A 13,221-nucleotide genomic window follows, 5' to 3' on the forward strand; every position below is an offset into this window, starting at 1 on the left:
ATGCACGAAGAAGATGGGCATTCGTAAGTACAAGCCGACGACACCGGGTCGTCGTGGCGCCAGCGTGAGCGACTTCGTCGAGATCACGCGGTCGACGCCCGAGAAGTCCCTGGTGCGTCCGCTCCACTCCAAGGGCGGCCGTAACGGCCACGGCCGGATCACCGCTCGCCACCAGGGCGGCGGCCACAAGCGCGCCTACCGTGTCATCGACTTCCGTCGCCACGACAAGGACGGCATCCCGGCCAAGGTCGCGCACATCGAGTACGACCCGAACCGCACCGCGCGGATCGCGCTGCTGCACTACGTGGACGGCGAGAAGCGCTACATCCTGGCGCCGGCCGGCCTCAAGCAGGGCGACCGGATCGAGAACGGCCCCCAGGCCGACATCAAGCCGGGCAACTGCCTCCCGCTGCGCAACATCCCCACGGGTACGTTCGTGCACGCGGTCGAGCTGAAGCCGGGCGGTGGCGCCAAGCTGGGCCGCTCCGCCGGTTCGCAGATCCAGTTGCTCGCCAAGGAGGGCGCCTACGCCACGCTGCGTATGCCCTCCGGTGAAATGCGGCAGGTCGAGGTCACCTGCCGGGCCTCGGTCGGACAGGTCGGCAACGCCGAGCAGTCAAACATCAACTGGGGTAAGGCCGGCCGTATGCGGTGGAAGGGCAAGCGCCCGACCGTCCGCGGTGTCGCGATGAACCCGATCGACCACCCGCACGGTGGTGGTGAGGGCAAGACCTCCGGTGGTCGCCACCCGGTCAGCCCGTGGGGTCAGGCCGAGGGCCGCACCCGCAAGCCCGGCAAGGCCAGCGACCGGCTCATCGTGCGTCGGCGTAGCAAGAAGAAGCGGTAAGGAGCACGTCTGATGCCACGTAGCCTTAAGAAGGGTCCCTTCGTCGACCACCACCTGATCAAGAAGGTGGACGAGCAGAACGAGAAGGGCACCAAGAACGTCATCAAGACGTGGTCCCGCCGCTCGATGATCATCCCCGAGATGATCGGGCACACGATCGCCGTTCACGACGGGCGCAAGCACGTCCCGGTGTTCGTGTCCGAGTCGATGGTCGGCCACAAGCTCGGCGAGTTCGCTCCCACGCGCACTTTCCGCAGCCACGTCAAGGAAGACCGCCGTAGCCGCCGTTAGCGGTTGCATCCAGGAGTAAGAGCCAAGCCCCACGGTGCGTGGGGGTGATTTCCGTGAGCGAGGGAAAAGCGATGGGAACGAGGGCACAAGCACGGTTCGTCCGTGTTACGCCCCGAAAGGCCCGCCGAGTGGTGGACCTTATTCGCGGGCTGCCCGCTGACGAGGCACAGGCGGTGCTCCGGTTCGCGCCCCAGGCGGCGAGCGAACCGGTGGGCAAGGTGCTCGCGAGCGCCATCGCCAATGCCGAGCACAACGACAAGCTGGACCGCGAGACGCTGGTCGTCAGCCGCGCGTGGGTGGACGAGGGTCCGACCCTGAAGCGGATCCGGCCCCGCGGCTTCGGCCGGGCGTTCCGCGTCACCAAGCGGACGAGCCACATCACCGTGGTCGTCGAGCCGCGTGAGACCGCGGGCGCCTCGTCGGCCAAGACGAAGGAAGGGGCCCGATAGTGGGGCAGAAGGTCAACCCGCACGGGTTCCGACTCGGCGTGACCACCGACTTCAAGAGTCGCTGGTACGCGGACAAGCTGTACAAGGACTACGTCAAGGAAGACGTGGCCATCCGCCGGATGCTGAACCGTGGTATGGAGCGCGCCGGGATCTCCAAGGTCGAGATCGAGCGCACCCGTGACCGCGTCCGCGTCGACATCCACACCGCCCGGCCGGGCATCGTCATCGGCCGCCGCGGCGCGGAGGCCGACCGCATCCGCGGCGACCTCGAGAAGCTGACCAAGAAGCAGGTCCAGCTGAACATCCTCGAGGTCAAGAACCCCGAGATCGACGCCCAGCTCGTCGCTCAGGGTGTCGCGGAGCAGCTGTCCAGCCGGGTCGCGTTCCGTCGGGCCATGCGCAAGGCGATGCAGAGCGCGATGAAGAGCGGCGCCAAGGGCATCCGCATCCAGTGCGGTGGCCGTCTCGGTGGCGCTGAGATGTCGCGTTCGGAGTTCTACCGCGAGGGCCGGGTGCCGCTGCACACGCTGCGCGCCGACATCGACTACGGCTTCTTCGAGGCCCGTACGACGTTCGGCCGCATCGGTGTGAAGGTCTGGATCTACAAGGGTGACGCCCCGGCGACCCGGGCCGAGCGCGAGGCCGCCCAGGCGGCCGCGCAGCGTGCCCCGGGCGGTGGCGGTCAGCGCCGCGAGCGTCCGCAGCGCCGCCGTCGTGGTGGCCAGCAGGGCGGCGGCCAGCAGGCCGACGCGAAGTCCAACACGCCGGCTGAGGCGACGCAGGGCGCCGAGAAGTCCGGGAACGAGGGGAGCTGACCAATGCTCATTCCCCGCAAGGTCAAGTACCGCAAGCAGCACCACCCGAGCCTCAAGGGCCGTGCCAAGGGTGGTACGACGGTCAACTTCGGTGAGTACGGCATCCAGGCCCTGGAGTCCGCCTACGTCACCAACCGGCAGATCGAGTCGGCGCGTATCGCGATGACTCGGCACATCCGCCGTGGCGGCAAGGTCTGGATCAACATCTTCCCGGACCGTCCGCTGACCAAGAAGCCCGCCGAGACCCGCATGGGTTCCGGTAAGGGATCCCCGGAGTGGTGGGTCGCTCCGGTCAAGCCCGGACGCGTGATGTTCGAGCTGTCGGGTGTGCCGGAGCCCATCGCCAAGGAGGCGATGCGGCGCGCGATGCACAAGCTCCCGATGAAGTGCAAGTTCGTGAAGCGCGAAGTGGAGGCGTGATGGCGAAGTCCCTGACCGCCCAGGAGCTACGGGACCAGTCCCTGGAGGACCTGGTCACCAAGCTCAAGGAGGCGAAGGAAGAGCTGTTCAACCTCCGCTTCCAGGCCGCCACCGGGCAGCTCGACAACCACGCTCGGCTGCGTACCGTCAAGCGTGAGATCGCTCGGATCTACACGGTCATGCGGGAGCACGAGCTCGGCATCATGCCGTTGGCTGCTGGGTCGGCTGAGAAGACGAAGGAAGCAGCCGAATGAGCGAAGACAAGACCGTGGCTCGCAACTACCGCAAGGTGCGCGAGGGTTACGTCGTCAGCGACAAGATGGACAAGACCGTCGTTGTCGAGGTGGAGGACCGCGTCAAGCACGCGCTGTACGGCAAGGTCATCCGCCGCACCACGAAGTACAAGGCCCACGACGAGGCGAACACCGCCGGCATCGGGGACCGGGTCCGCCTGATGGAGACCCGTCCGCTGTCCGCGACCAAGCGCTGGCGCGTCGTGGAGATCCTGGAGAAGGCTAAGTAAACCCCTGCCTACGGCGGCCGGTTCGTGGAGATCGGCCGCCGAAGGGGTGAGACCACCTAGCAAGCGCGGGAAGTGAACCCGCGCGGTATATCAGGAGCAGACGTGATTCAGCAGGAGTCGCGACTCAAGGTCGCCGACAACACGGGGGCCAAGGAGATCTTGACCATCCGTGTCCTCGGCGGCTCGGGTCGGCGCTACGCGGGCATCGGTGACATCATCGTGGCGACGGTGAAGGACGCCCTTCCCGGCGCGGGCGTGAAGAAGGGCGATGTCGTCAAGGCCGTTGTCGTGCGCACCACCAAGGAGCGCCGCCGGCCCGACGGCTCCTACATCCGCTTCGATGAGAACGCCGCCGTGCTCATCAAGGACGGTGGGGACCCGCGAGGCACTCGTATCTTCGGCCCCGTCGGCCGCGAGCTGCGGGACAAGAAGTTCATGCGCATCATCTCGCTAGCGCCGGAGGTGCTGTAGGCGATGAAGATTAAGAAGGACGACGAGGTCATCGTCATCGCCGGCAAGGACAAGGGTGCCACCGGGAAGGTCCTCAAGGCCCTTCCCAAGGAGCAGCGTGTCATCGTCGAGGGCGTCAACCTCGTTAAGAAGCACAAGAAGGCCAACCAGGCGGGCGGCCAGCGGGGTGAGGTCGTCACCCAGGAAGCATCGATCCACGTGAGCAACGTGGCGATCGTCGAGGACGGCAAGCCCTCCCGCGTCGGTTACCGCTTCGAGGAAGACGGAACCAAGGTTCGGATCTCCCGCCGTACCGGTAAGGACATCTGATGACGGTCACCACTGACGCCGCGGCTCCGGCGATGCCGCGCCTCAAGGAGAAGTACCGTTCCGAGATCATCCCGGCCCTCCGGGAAGAGTTCGAGATCGCCAACATCATGCAGGTCCCCGGTCTGACGAAGATCGTGGTCAACATGGGTGTCGGCGAGGCGGCTCGGGACGCGAAGCTGATCCAGGGCGCCATCGCCGACCTGTCGGCGATCACCGGCCAGAAGCCGCGGATCAACCGGGCGAAGAACTCCATCGCGCAGTTCAAGCTGCGCGAGGGGCAGCCGATCGGCGCCAGCGTCACGCTGCGCGGCGACCGGATGTGGGAGTTCCTCGACCGGCTGCTCTCCCTGGCGCTTCCCCGGATCCGTGACTTCCGCGGGCTCTCCCCGAAGCAGTTCGACGGTCGTGGCAACTACACCTTCGGTCTGACCGAGCAGGTCATGTTCCACGAGGTCGACCCGGACAAGGTCGACCGGCAGCGCGGCATGGACATCACGGTCGTCACCACGGCGACCAACGACGACGAAGGCCGGAGCCTGCTCAAGCGGCTGGGCTTCCCGTTCAAGGAAGCCTGAGGGGTGAAGACGGATGGCTAAGAAGGCTCTGATCGCCAAGGCGAACCGGAAGCAGAAGTTCGAGGTTCGCGCATATACTCGTTGTTCGCGCTGCGGTCGCCCGCGTTCGGTCTTCCGGAAGTTCGGCCTGTGCCGCATCTGCTTCCGTGAGATGGCGCACCGGGGCGAGCTGCCCGGCATCACCAAGTCCAGCTGGTAGTACTCGTGCGGCCGGCCCTTCAGGGCCGGCCCCCCGGGTCCTGGTAGGGCCGAGCGTTGCAACGAAGCGGACGGTGGGACACCTCCGCTGTACAGAGAAAAATCGACCGGGCACGGTGCCTGAATCGGCACGGTGCCCATGACCACGCCGTAGGTCCTAGAGGAACCTCCGCACAGACGGGGGAACAGGCTCAAAGGGAAAGTCTGTCCTTGGGGAAACCGCGGTGAGGAAGGGCCAATCGGCCATGACGATGACCGACCCGATCGCAGACATGCTCACGCGTCTGCGTAACGCGAATTCGGCATATCACGACAGTGTGACCATGCCGTATTCCAAGATCAAGGCTCACATCGCCGAGATCCTCCAGCAGGAGGGTTACGTCCAGGGCTGGCGCACCGAAGAGGCCGCGGTTGGACAGAACCTCGTGGTGGACCTGAAGTACGGGCCCACGCGTGAGCGTTCCATCGCCGGCGTCCGTCGGGTCTCCAAGCCGGGTCTGCGGGTCTACGCGAAGAAGGACAACCTTCCGCGAGTCCTGGGTGGCCTCGGTGTGGCCATCATTTCGACGTCCGGTGGCCTGATGACCGACAAGCAGGCCAAGAAGCGCGGCGTGGGCGGCGAAGTCCTCGCCTACGTCTGGTAAGGGAGAGATTTCAGCATGTCGCGTATCGGTCGACTGCCGATCTCGGTCCCGAAGGGCGTCGAAGTCACGATTGACGGGCAAGACGTCAAAGTCAAGGGGCCGAAGGGCGAACTGAAGCACACGGTCGCCGCGCCGATCACCGTCTCGCAGGAGGACGGTCAGATCAAGGTCGCGCGTCCGGACGACAAGCCCGAGAACCGCTCGCTGCACGGCCTGACCCGTGCGCTGATCGCCAACCTGATCGAGGGCGTCTCCAAGGGCTACAGCAAGACCCTGGAGATCCACGGCGTGGGTTACCGCGTCCAGGCCAAGGGCTCCAACCTGGAGTTCTCCCTGGGCTACAGCCACCCGGTCGTGGTCGAGCCCCCGGAGGGCATCAGCTTCCGGGTCGAGAAGCCGACCCTGCTGCACGTCGACGGGATCGACAAGCAGCTCGTGGGTCAGGTCGCGGCCAACATCCGGAGCCTGCGCAAGCCCGACCCCTACAAGGCCAAGGGCGTGCGCTACCAGGGTGAGTACATCCGCCGCAAGGCCGGAAAGGCTGGTAAGTAAGCATGGCGAAGAGCTCGACGGCTGTCCGCAAGGGTACGGCCTCGCGCGCGGCTTCCCGTGCGCGGCGGCACCTGCGGGTCCGCAAGAAGATCTCGGGTACGCCCGCGCGGCCGCGTCTGGTCGTCACCCGCTCCTCCAAGCACATGATCGCCCAGATCGTGGACGACACCAAGGGCATCACCCTGGTCTCGGCCTCGACCATGGACCCGAGCATCCGCGGCGAAGAGGGCAAGAAGTCCGAGAAGTCGCAGAAGACGGGTGCGCTGCTCGCGCAGCGTGCCAAGGACGCCGGCATCACGGCGGTCGTCTTCGACCGTGGCGGTTACCGCTACCACGGCCGCATCGCCGCCCTGGCCGAGGGCGCGCGTGCGGGCGGTCTGGAGTTCTAGTGATGACTCCGACCAAGAGCATTTTCATCGACGGGAAGAGGAACCACTGATGGCTGCAGCTCCGCGGCGCGGCGCCGGTGGCGAGCGGCGTGACCGCCGTGACGATCGCCGCGGCGGCGCCGCAGACAAGGGTGTCTCCTACATCGAACGTGTGGTGACCATTAACCGGGTCGCCAAGGTCGTCAAGGGCGGCCGCCGCTTCAGCTTCACCGCCCTGGTCGTCGTCGGCGACGGCAACGGCATGGTCGGTGTCGGCTACGGCAAGGCCAAGGAAGTCCCGGCGGCGATCGCCAAGGGCGTCGAAGAGGCCAAGAAGAACTTCTTCAGGGTCCCCCGGATCCAGGGCACCATCGTGCACCAGGTCCAGGGCGAGGACGCCGCCGGCGTCGTCCTGCTCCGTCCGGCCGCTCCCGGTACCGGTGTTATCGCCGGTGGCCCGGTCCGCGCCGTCCTGGAGTGCGCCGGCATCCACGACATTCTGAGCAAGTCGCTCGGTTCGTCGAACCCGATCAACATCGTTCACGCCACGGTGGCAGCGCTCAAGGGCCTGAACCGTCCCGAGGAGATCGCGGCCCGCCGCGGTCTGCCGATCGAGGACGTCGCTCCGGCCGCGATGCTGCGCGCTCGTGCGGAAGCGAAGGCGGGGGCCTAGATCATGGCGAAGCTGAAGATCACGCAGGTCCGCTCGAAGATCGGCGGCAAGCAGAAGCAGCGTGACACTCTGCGCTCGCTCGGGCTCGGTCGGATCGGCTCGTCCGTCATCCGCGAGGACCGTCCCGAGGTTCGTGGGCAGATCAATGTCGTCACGCACCTCGTCACCGTCGAGGAGGTCAGCGAATGAGCGACTACTCTCCCGACCAGCTGCTCAAGATCCACCACCTGCGCCCGGCCCCGGGTGCCAACAAGTCGAAGATCCGTAAGGGTCGCGGCGAGGCGTCCAAGGGCAAGACCGCGGGTCGTGGCACCAAGGGCACCAAGGCTCGTTCCACCGTTCCCGTCGGCTTCGAGGGTGGCCAGATGCCGCTCATCCGCCGGGTTCCCAAGCTCAAGGGCTTCAGCAACGCCCGGTTCAAGACGACCTACCAGGTCGTGAACCTGGACAAGCTGGCCGAGCTGTACCCGGAGGGTGGCGAGGTCACCGTCGACAGCCTTGTGGCCAAGGGCGCGGTTCGCAAGAACCAGCTCGTCAAGGTCCTGGGCACCGGCGAGATCTCCGTGGCCGTCCAGGTGAGCGCGAACGCGTTCTCCGCCTCCGCCAAGGAGAAGATCGAGGCGGCCGGCGGTTCGGTCACCGAGCTGTAGGGGCGACCCCCACGTGGGCTCACGGGGCGTCTGCCGGGCACACCACACGCGAGTGCGGTGCCGGCGGGCGCCCTTGTCGCGTTCCGCGGAGGGTGCGCCGGAAGGGCGTTCCCGCAGCGTAGGGGCGTTCTTCCTGCCAAGCTCCCGAATGGCTGTTAAAGTTCCATCTGCTTACCAAGAAACTACCGGGGCTCAGGGTGAACGCCCTGCGCTGACGTTCAACGACGATCCAGGATCGGCCGCGATGTCTCGAAACGGTTCCGCCGCCGCCGAAGCCTCGCAGGAGGAGACGTGCTAAGAGCGTTCGTCCGTGCGTTCCGCACGCCTGACCTGCGCAACAAGCTGCTGTTCACCATATTCATCCTGACGATCTTCCGGCTCGGTTCGGTCATTCCCGCGCCGGGTATCGACAATGCGGCCATCAAGCAGTGTCTCCAGGGTGTCCAGGCCGGCGATTCCGCGGGCCTGTACTCGCTGATCAACCTGTTCAGTGGTGGCGCACTGCTCCAGCTCGCCGTGTTCGCCCTGGGCATCATGCCCTACATCACCGCGAGCATCATCTTGAACCTGCTCACGGTGGTCATCCCGCGCCTGGAGACCCTGAAGAAGGAGGGCCAGGCGGGGCAGGCCAAGATCACGCAGTACACGCGCTATCTCACGGTCGCGCTGGCGGTCCTGCAGTCGACGAGCATCATCGCCATGGCCCGCACCGGGCAGCTGTTCCAGAACGCCTGTGTGCCCAGCTCCTACATGCCGCAGCAGGACCCGCTGACCCTCATCACGATGGTCTTCGTCATGACCGGCGGTACCTGCATCATCATGTGGTTCGGTGAGCTCATCACCGAGCGCGGCGTGGGCAACGGCATGTCGCTGCTGATCTTCACCCAGATCGTCGCGATGTTCCCGTCCTCCATGATGCGCATCTGGGAGGAGCAGGGGCCGTGGGTGTTCGCGATCATCGTGGTCGCGGGCCTGATCCTCATGGCCGGGGTCGTGTTCATCGAGCAGGCCCAGCGTCGCATCCCGGTCCAGTACGCCAAGCGGATGGTGGGTCGCCGCATGTACGGCGGCAGCTCCACCTACATCCCGCTGAAGGTGAACCAGGCGGGTGTCATCCCGGTCATCTTCGCCTCGTCGCTGCTGTACCTGCCGCAGCTGGTCATCGGCCTGCTGGGCAACGACACGAACAACTCGGTGGTGAACTTCCTCTCCACCTACTTCAACCCCAACGGCACCCACCCGGTCTACATGGTCACGTTCTTCTTGCTGATCGTGGGTTTCGCCTTCTTCTACGTGGCCATCACCTTCAACCCCGCTGAAGTCGCGGACAACATGAAGAAGTACGGTGGTTTCATCCCGGGCATCCGTCCGGGGCGTCCGACCGCCGAGTACCTCGACTACGTGTTGACCCGGCTGACGACCCCCGGCGCGCTCTACCTGGGTGTGATCGCCCTACTGCCGATGCTGGCCCTCGGAGCCTCCGGGGCCGCGGGGAACTTCCCGTTCGGTGGTACGAGCATCCTGATCATGGTCGGTGTCGGGCTGGACACGGTGAAGCAGATCGAGAGTCACCTCCAGCAGAGGAACTACGAAGGTTTTCTGCGATAGTGCGTGCCGTATTGGTGGGACCTCCGGGAGCCGGTAAGGGCACCCAGGCCCAAATCTTGGCGTCAGAGTTGTCGATTCCGAAGGTGTCCACCGGGGACATCTTCCGTGCCAACGTCAGCGGTGGCACAGAACTGGGTAAGCAGGCCAAGGCCTTCATGGACCGCGGTGACCTCGTCCCCGACGAGGTCACCAACGCGATGGTCCGTGACCGGCTGGCCGAGAAGGATGCGCAGAACGGGTTCCTGCTCGACGGGTTCCCGCGCAACGTCGCGCAGGCCGAGACCCTCAACAAGATGTTGCAGGAGATGGGCCGGAGCCTGGACGTGGTGCTGGAGCTCAAGGTCGACGAGGAGGAGGTCGTCCGTCGTCTCTCCGGACGACGGACCTGCCGTTCCTGCGGCCACGTCCAGCACGTCGTCTACAACCCGCCGGCGACGGAGGGCGTCTGCGACTCCTGCGGGGGTGAGCTCTTCCAGCGCGATGACGACCGCGAGGAGACCATCCGCCACCGTCTGGACGTTTACCGGGAACAGACCGCCCCCCTGGTGTCCTTCTACGAGAAGGAGGGCATCCTCGTGGCGATCACGGCCACCGGCACCGTGGAAGAGGTCACGGAGCGCGCCCTGGCCGCTCTCAAGGGCAAGGATTGATGTTTCGCAAAGGGCAAGACGCGGTGCAGCTGAAGTCGAAGGCTGAGATCGCGAAAATGCGGGCCGCGGGCCGGATCGTGGCCCGCACCCTTGACACGCTGCGCGCGGCGGTCCGTCCGGGCATGACCACGCTCGACCTCGACGCCATCGCCGAGCGCAGCATCCGTGACGCGGGGGCCGTGCCGTCCTTCAAGGGCTACCACGGCTTCCCCGGTTCCATCTGCGCCTCGGTCAACGAGGAGGTCGTCCACGGCATCCCCAGCGCCACCAGGGTGCTGGCCGAGGGCGACATCATCGCCATCGACTGCGGGGCCATCCTCGACGGCTGGCACGGCGACTCCGCGATCACGGTCGCGGTCGGCGAGGTCTCCGACGAGGACCGCACGGTGATGGAGGTGTGCGAGGAGGCGATGTGGCAGGGCATCCTCGCCACCCGCGCGGGCAACCGCCTGGGGGACATCGGGCACGCCATCGAGACCGCCATCAACACGCGCGGCCGTTACGGCAACGTCCAGGAGTACGGCGGCCACGGCATCGGCACCGAGATGCACATGGAACCGCATGTCCTCAACTACGGCCGGCCCAACCGCGGTATCAAGCTGGTCGAGGGGATGTGCCTGGCGATCGAGCCCATGGTGAACCTCGGCACCCGGCACGTCCTCCAGCTCGACGACGGGTGGACGGTCGTCACCCGCGACGGGAAGCGTTCGGCACACTTCGAGCACTCGGTGGCCATCACCGAGGACGGCCCGCTCGTGTTGACCGCGCGTGAGGAGAACCGGGAGACCATCGCCCGCCTGGGGCTGCCCGACCCGGGGTTCTGAGTCCTCAGGAGCCGGACCGAAGGGTGCGCCGCACGACTACGATGATCGGTGGCGGACCCTTGGCCGAGAGGCCCGACGTGAGGATGGGGATGGTGAACCGCATGTCCGAGTTCTCCCCGGAGACCAGGGCCTCCGACTCCGATCGTGACCGGGTGGCCAAGCAGCTCCAGGAGCACTTCGCACAGGGGCGTCTCGACGACAGCGAGTTCACCACCCGGCTGGAACAGGTCTATCAGGCCCGGACGTTCGGCGAGCTCGTCCCGCTCACCGCGGACCTGCCAGAACGCGACCTCGCCGATCTTCCCGTGGTGCCCGAGCACGTCCCGGCCGGACGGAGTGCCGGTTCGGCGCTTCGCGATCCGGCGCTGCTGATCCCGTGGCTGCTGTGGGCCGGGGTCAACACCCTGTGCCTGTTGATCTGGCTGATCGCCTACCTCGCCGGAGGGGGCAGCGACTACCCGTGGTTCCTGTGGGTGGCCGGTCCCTGGGGTGTGGTCATGGCCTTCATCACCATCGGCGCGATCATCGCCCGCCGTGGGGGCGACGCGCCCTGACAAGGGCGTGGGGACCGGGTCGAACCCGCTAGACTGGGTGTGCCCACACGCGGGCTGTTGGGTCGGTCTGCCTTCATTCGCGTCCGTTCGTCGCGTTGGCGTATGCTATTGCAGTTGACCTGATCTTCCAGTGATCAGAATCCCGACGTAGTTCGGGTTACCGGGTCAGAGGCTGACGTCTCTCTCGTGCTCCTCGCGTATGCGGGGGTGATCCCCGCGTCGGGTCAATTCAGTCAACTCAGTCGATGAACGAAGCGTGGAGGACATGGCTAAGAAAGACGGCGCCATCGAGATCGAGGGCTCCGTTATCGAGTCCCTACCCAACGCTATGTTCCGTGTGGAGCTCGACAACGGGCACAAGGTCCTCGCCCACATCAGCGGCAAGATGCGGATGCACTACATCCGTATCCTTCCCGACGACCGTGTCGTCGTGGAGCTGAGCCCGTACGACCTCACGCGCGGGCGCATCGTCTACCGCTACAAGTAACGCGCATCCCCGGCCGCGTCCGCCGTGGTCCAGGGGAGCGCACCGAGTTCGGAGCCACCATGAAGGTCAAGCCGAGCGTCAAGAAGATCTGCGCGAAGTGCCGGGTGATCCGCCGTAACGGCCGGATCATGGTCATTTGCTCGGACCCGCGGCACAAGCAGCGTCAGGGCTGACCCAGCCTTCTTGAGCGCATCACCCCGCCGCACCGGTCCGACGGCCCGGCGGCGGTAGTTCGAAGTCCCGTTCCGTTTCCCCGGGTGCCACGGCACTGGGGAACCACCCCCGGTCGGAGGCCGGGGCCTCGTCGTTGGGCGACGAGAGGGCCACGGCAACGGGAGAGACCTCCGCAACCACGAAGGAGCTCGCCCAGATGGCACGCCTTGCCGGCGTTGACCTCCCCCGCGACAAGCGGGTGGAGATCGCTCTCACCTACGTTTTCGGGATCGGTCGCACCCGCGCCGCCGAGACCCTCCGCAACACGGGCGTCAACCCCGACACCCGTGTCCACGCGCTCACCGAGGACGACCTCGTCAAGCTGCGCGACTGGATCGACGCCAACTACAAGGTCGAGGGTGACCTCCGCCGCGAGATCCAGGCCGACATCCGCCGCAAGATCGAGATCGGCAGCTACCAGGGCATCCGTCACCGCCGTGGCCTCCCCGTCCACGGTCAGCGGACGCAGACCAACGCGCGTACCCGCAAGGGCAAGAAGAAGACCGTGGCCGGCAAGAAGAAGGCCGGCAAGAAGTAGTCCGTCCGGACACGACGTTTCGCGTCCGGTGAGACACGGACCGATGATCTTGGGAGTTTGAGGAATGCCGCCTAAGGGCCGTCAGGGCGCCGCGCGTAAGGTGCGCCGCAAGGAAAAGAAGAACATCGTCCACGGACAGGCTCACATCAAGAGCACGTTCAACAACACGATCGTGAGCATCACCGACCCGACCGGCGCGGTGATCTCGTGGGCGAGCTCCGGGCAGGTCGGCTTCAAGGGCTCGCGTAAGTCCACCCCCTTCGCCGCGCAGATGGCCGCCGAGGCCGCCGCGCGCCGTGCCCAGGAGCACGGGGTGCGCAAGGTGGACGTCTTCGTCAAGGGCCCCGGTTCCGGTCGTGAGACCGCGATCCGCTCGCTCCAGGCCACCGGCCTGGAGGTCGGCTCCATCCAGGACGTCACGCCGGTTCCGCACAACGGCTGCCGTCCCCCGAAGCGCCGCCGGGTCTGACCCGACCGAGCGGCCCTCGTCGCACCGGTCCCGGGACCTCTCGTGGTTCCCGGGGCCAGGGCAGAAGGCCCCGCATCCGCGGGGCCGTCCAGT

The 13,221-nt window shown here is 66.4% G+C and carries 25 protein-coding genes; all 25 read left to right on the forward strand.

All coding sequences use genetic code 11. The features are described 5' to 3' along the window. The first annotated feature begins 13 nt into the window (after positions 1-13). On the forward strand, positions 14-847 hold the full coding sequence (gene rplB, locus B5D66_RS19675) for a 50S ribosomal protein L2 (protein ID WP_078763258.1): 834 nt from the start codon (positions 14-16) through the stop codon (positions 845-847). A 12-nt stretch (positions 848-859) separates the two neighbouring features. Then, complete coding sequence (gene rpsS / locus B5D66_RS19680) at positions 860-1,138, forward strand: 30S ribosomal protein S19 (protein WP_078763259.1); 279 nt, start codon at positions 860-862, stop codon at positions 1,136-1,138. A 71-nt stretch (positions 1,139-1,209) separates the two neighbouring features. Further along, positions 1,210-1,587, forward strand: a complete 378-nt coding sequence (rplV, locus tag B5D66_RS19685) for a 50S ribosomal protein L22 (RefSeq protein ID WP_078763260.1) — start codon at positions 1,210-1,212, stop codon at positions 1,585-1,587. After that, positions 1,587-2,402, forward strand: coding sequence for a 30S ribosomal protein S3 (gene rpsC / locus B5D66_RS19690; protein ID WP_078763261.1), 816 nt, complete (start codon positions 1,587-1,589; stop codon positions 2,400-2,402). The genes rplV and rpsC overlap by 1 nt, the downstream gene beginning before the upstream one ends. A gap of 3 nt (positions 2,403-2,405) precedes the next feature. Further along, on the forward strand, positions 2,406-2,822 hold the full coding sequence (gene rplP, locus B5D66_RS19695) for a 50S ribosomal protein L16 (RefSeq protein WP_078763262.1): 417 nt from the start codon (positions 2,406-2,408) through the stop codon (positions 2,820-2,822). After that, positions 2,822-3,076 carry a 50S ribosomal protein L29 gene (rpmC, locus tag B5D66_RS19700; protein WP_078763263.1) on the forward strand — a complete coding sequence of 85 codons (255 nt, stop codon included), beginning with the start codon at positions 2,822-2,824 and terminating at the stop codon, positions 3,074-3,076. The genes rplP and rpmC overlap by 1 nt, the downstream gene beginning before the upstream one ends. After that, positions 3,073-3,345 carry a 30S ribosomal protein S17 gene (gene rpsQ, locus B5D66_RS19705; protein WP_078763264.1) on the forward strand — a complete coding sequence of 91 codons (273 nt, stop codon included), beginning with the start codon at positions 3,073-3,075 and terminating at the stop codon, positions 3,343-3,345. The genes rpmC and rpsQ overlap by 4 nt, the downstream gene beginning before the upstream one ends. A 102-nt stretch (positions 3,346-3,447) precedes the next feature. Beyond that, complete coding sequence (gene rplN / locus B5D66_RS19710; protein ID WP_078763265.1) at positions 3,448-3,816, forward strand: 50S ribosomal protein L14; 369 nt, start codon at positions 3,448-3,450, stop codon at positions 3,814-3,816. A 3-nt stretch (positions 3,817-3,819) separates the two neighbouring features. Next, on the forward strand, positions 3,820-4,125 hold the full coding sequence (gene rplX, locus B5D66_RS19715; protein WP_078763266.1) for a 50S ribosomal protein L24: 306 nt from the start codon (positions 3,820-3,822) through the stop codon (positions 4,123-4,125). Continuing rightward, positions 4,125-4,700, forward strand: a complete 576-nt coding sequence (gene rplE, locus B5D66_RS19720; protein WP_078763267.1) for a 50S ribosomal protein L5 — start codon at positions 4,125-4,127, stop codon at positions 4,698-4,700. The genes rplX and rplE overlap by 1 nt, the downstream gene beginning before the upstream one ends. Before the next feature lie 13 nt (positions 4,701-4,713). Further along, positions 4,714-4,899, forward strand: a complete 186-nt coding sequence (locus B5D66_RS19725) for a type Z 30S ribosomal protein S14 (RefSeq protein ID WP_078763268.1) — start codon at positions 4,714-4,716, stop codon at positions 4,897-4,899. Positions 4,900-5,143: 244 nt separating this feature from the next. Next, positions 5,144-5,542 (forward strand): 30S ribosomal protein S8, encoded by a 399-nt coding sequence (gene rpsH, locus B5D66_RS19730; protein ID WP_078763269.1) that lies wholly within the window; start codon positions 5,144-5,146, stop codon positions 5,540-5,542. A gap of 15 nt (positions 5,543-5,557) precedes the next feature. After that, on the forward strand, positions 5,558-6,094 hold the full coding sequence (gene rplF / locus B5D66_RS19735) for a 50S ribosomal protein L6 (protein ID WP_078763270.1): 537 nt from the start codon (positions 5,558-5,560) through the stop codon (positions 6,092-6,094). A gap of 2 nt (positions 6,095-6,096) precedes the next feature. Next, on the forward strand, positions 6,097-6,483 hold the full coding sequence (gene rplR / locus B5D66_RS19740; RefSeq protein WP_078763271.1) for a 50S ribosomal protein L18: 387 nt from the start codon (positions 6,097-6,099) through the stop codon (positions 6,481-6,483). A 49-nt stretch (positions 6,484-6,532) separates the two neighbouring features. After that, on the forward strand, positions 6,533-7,135 hold the full coding sequence (gene rpsE, locus B5D66_RS19745; protein ID WP_078763272.1) for a 30S ribosomal protein S5: 603 nt from the start codon (positions 6,533-6,535) through the stop codon (positions 7,133-7,135). 3 nt (positions 7,136-7,138) lie between these two features. Next, the gene (gene rpmD / locus B5D66_RS19750; RefSeq protein WP_078763273.1) at positions 7,139-7,324 is read left to right on the forward strand and encodes a 50S ribosomal protein L30; all 186 of its coding nucleotides are present in this window, start codon (positions 7,139-7,141) and stop codon (positions 7,322-7,324) included. Next, positions 7,321-7,785, forward strand: coding sequence for a 50S ribosomal protein L15 (gene rplO / locus B5D66_RS19755; RefSeq protein ID WP_078763274.1), 465 nt, complete (start codon positions 7,321-7,323; stop codon positions 7,783-7,785). The genes rpmD and rplO overlap by 4 nt, the downstream gene beginning before the upstream one ends. Before the next feature lie 291 nt (positions 7,786-8,076). Continuing rightward, a complete protein-coding gene (gene secY, locus B5D66_RS19760; RefSeq protein ID WP_078763275.1) occupies positions 8,077-9,393 on the forward strand; it encodes a preprotein translocase subunit SecY in 1,317 nt (438 codons plus the stop codon). Continuing rightward, on the forward strand, positions 9,393-10,043 hold the full coding sequence (locus B5D66_RS19765) for an adenylate kinase (RefSeq protein ID WP_078763276.1): 651 nt from the start codon (positions 9,393-9,395) through the stop codon (positions 10,041-10,043). Before secY ends, B5D66_RS19765 begins: the two co-directional genes overlap by 1 nt. Continuing rightward, a complete protein-coding gene (map, locus tag B5D66_RS19770) occupies positions 10,043-10,867 on the forward strand; it encodes a type I methionyl aminopeptidase (protein ID WP_078763277.1) in 825 nt (274 codons plus the stop codon). Before B5D66_RS19765 ends, map begins: the two co-directional genes overlap by 1 nt. A 101-nt stretch (positions 10,868-10,968) precedes the next feature. Beyond that, positions 10,969-11,421: a DUF1707 SHOCT-like domain-containing protein gene (locus B5D66_RS19775; protein ID WP_078763317.1), complete on the forward strand. Its 453-nt coding sequence runs from the start codon at positions 10,969-10,971 to the stop codon at positions 11,419-11,421. 265 nt (positions 11,422-11,686) lie between these two features. After that, positions 11,687-11,908, forward strand: a complete 222-nt coding sequence (gene infA / locus B5D66_RS19780; protein WP_017593374.1) for a translation initiation factor IF-1 — start codon at positions 11,687-11,689, stop codon at positions 11,906-11,908. Between the two features lie 59 nt (positions 11,909-11,967). Beyond that, complete coding sequence (gene rpmJ, locus B5D66_RS19785) at positions 11,968-12,081, forward strand: 50S ribosomal protein L36 (protein ID WP_013156136.1); 114 nt, start codon at positions 11,968-11,970, stop codon at positions 12,079-12,081. A gap of 197 nt (positions 12,082-12,278) precedes the next feature. Beyond that, positions 12,279-12,659, forward strand: coding sequence for a 30S ribosomal protein S13 (gene rpsM, locus B5D66_RS19790; RefSeq protein ID WP_078763278.1), 381 nt, complete (start codon positions 12,279-12,281; stop codon positions 12,657-12,659). Between the two features lie 64 nt (positions 12,660-12,723). Beyond that, a complete protein-coding gene (gene rpsK, locus B5D66_RS19795) occupies positions 12,724-13,128 on the forward strand; it encodes a 30S ribosomal protein S11 (protein ID WP_078763279.1) in 405 nt (134 codons plus the stop codon). The last annotated feature ends 93 nt before the right edge of the window (positions 13,129-13,221 follow it).

Origin of the sequence: Marinactinospora thermotolerans DSM 45154 (genome assembly GCF_900167435.1) — a bacterium.
Classification (GTDB): Bacteria; Actinomycetota; Actinomycetes; order Streptosporangiales; family Streptosporangiaceae; genus Marinactinospora; species Marinactinospora thermotolerans.

Bases quoted from the DNA above. Each gene is read 5' to 3' on its own strand.
- rplB (WP_078763258.1), top strand. From the start codon at position 14: ATGGGCATTCGTAAGTACAAGCCGACGACACCGGGTCGTCGTGGCGCC.
- rpsS (WP_078763259.1), top strand. From the start codon at position 860: ATGCCACGTAGCCTTAAGAAGGGTCCCTTCGTCGACCACCACCTGATC.
- rplV (WP_078763260.1), top strand. From the start codon at position 1,210: ATGGGAACGAGGGCACAAGCACGGTTCGTCCGTGTTACGCCCCGAAAG.
- rplP (WP_078763262.1), top strand. From the start codon at position 2,406: ATGCTCATTCCCCGCAAGGTCAAGTACCGCAAGCAGCACCACCCGAGC.
- rpmC (WP_078763263.1), top strand. From the start codon at position 2,822: ATGGCGAAGTCCCTGACCGCCCAGGAGCTACGGGACCAGTCCCTGGAG.
- rpsQ (WP_078763264.1), top strand. From the start codon at position 3,073: ATGAGCGAAGACAAGACCGTGGCTCGCAACTACCGCAAGGTGCGCGAG.
- rplX (WP_078763266.1), top strand. From the start codon at position 3,820: ATGAAGATTAAGAAGGACGACGAGGTCATCGTCATCGCCGGCAAGGAC.
- rplE (WP_078763267.1), top strand. From the start codon at position 4,125: ATGACGGTCACCACTGACGCCGCGGCTCCGGCGATGCCGCGCCTCAAG.
- B5D66_RS19725 (WP_078763268.1), top strand. From the start codon at position 4,714: ATGGCTAAGAAGGCTCTGATCGCCAAGGCGAACCGGAAGCAGAAGTTC.
- rpsH (WP_078763269.1), top strand. From the start codon at position 5,144: ATGACGATGACCGACCCGATCGCAGACATGCTCACGCGTCTGCGTAAC.
- rplF (WP_078763270.1), top strand. From the start codon at position 5,558: ATGTCGCGTATCGGTCGACTGCCGATCTCGGTCCCGAAGGGCGTCGAA.
- rplR (WP_078763271.1), top strand. From the start codon at position 6,097: ATGGCGAAGAGCTCGACGGCTGTCCGCAAGGGTACGGCCTCGCGCGCG.
- rpsE (WP_078763272.1), top strand. From the start codon at position 6,533: ATGGCTGCAGCTCCGCGGCGCGGCGCCGGTGGCGAGCGGCGTGACCGC.
- rpmD (WP_078763273.1), top strand. From the start codon at position 7,139: ATGGCGAAGCTGAAGATCACGCAGGTCCGCTCGAAGATCGGCGGCAAG.
- rplO (WP_078763274.1), top strand. From the start codon at position 7,321: ATGAGCGACTACTCTCCCGACCAGCTGCTCAAGATCCACCACCTGCGC.
- map (WP_078763277.1), top strand. From the start codon at position 10,043: ATGTTTCGCAAAGGGCAAGACGCGGTGCAGCTGAAGTCGAAGGCTGAG.
- B5D66_RS19775 (WP_078763317.1), top strand. From the start codon at position 10,969: ATGTCCGAGTTCTCCCCGGAGACCAGGGCCTCCGACTCCGATCGTGAC.
- infA (WP_017593374.1), top strand. From the start codon at position 11,687: ATGGCTAAGAAAGACGGCGCCATCGAGATCGAGGGCTCCGTTATCGAG.
- rpmJ (WP_013156136.1), top strand. From the start codon at position 11,968: ATGAAGGTCAAGCCGAGCGTCAAGAAGATCTGCGCGAAGTGCCGGGTG.
- rpsM (WP_078763278.1), top strand. From the start codon at position 12,279: ATGGCACGCCTTGCCGGCGTTGACCTCCCCCGCGACAAGCGGGTGGAG.
- rpsK (WP_078763279.1), top strand. From the start codon at position 12,724: ATGCCGCCTAAGGGCCGTCAGGGCGCCGCGCGTAAGGTGCGCCGCAAG.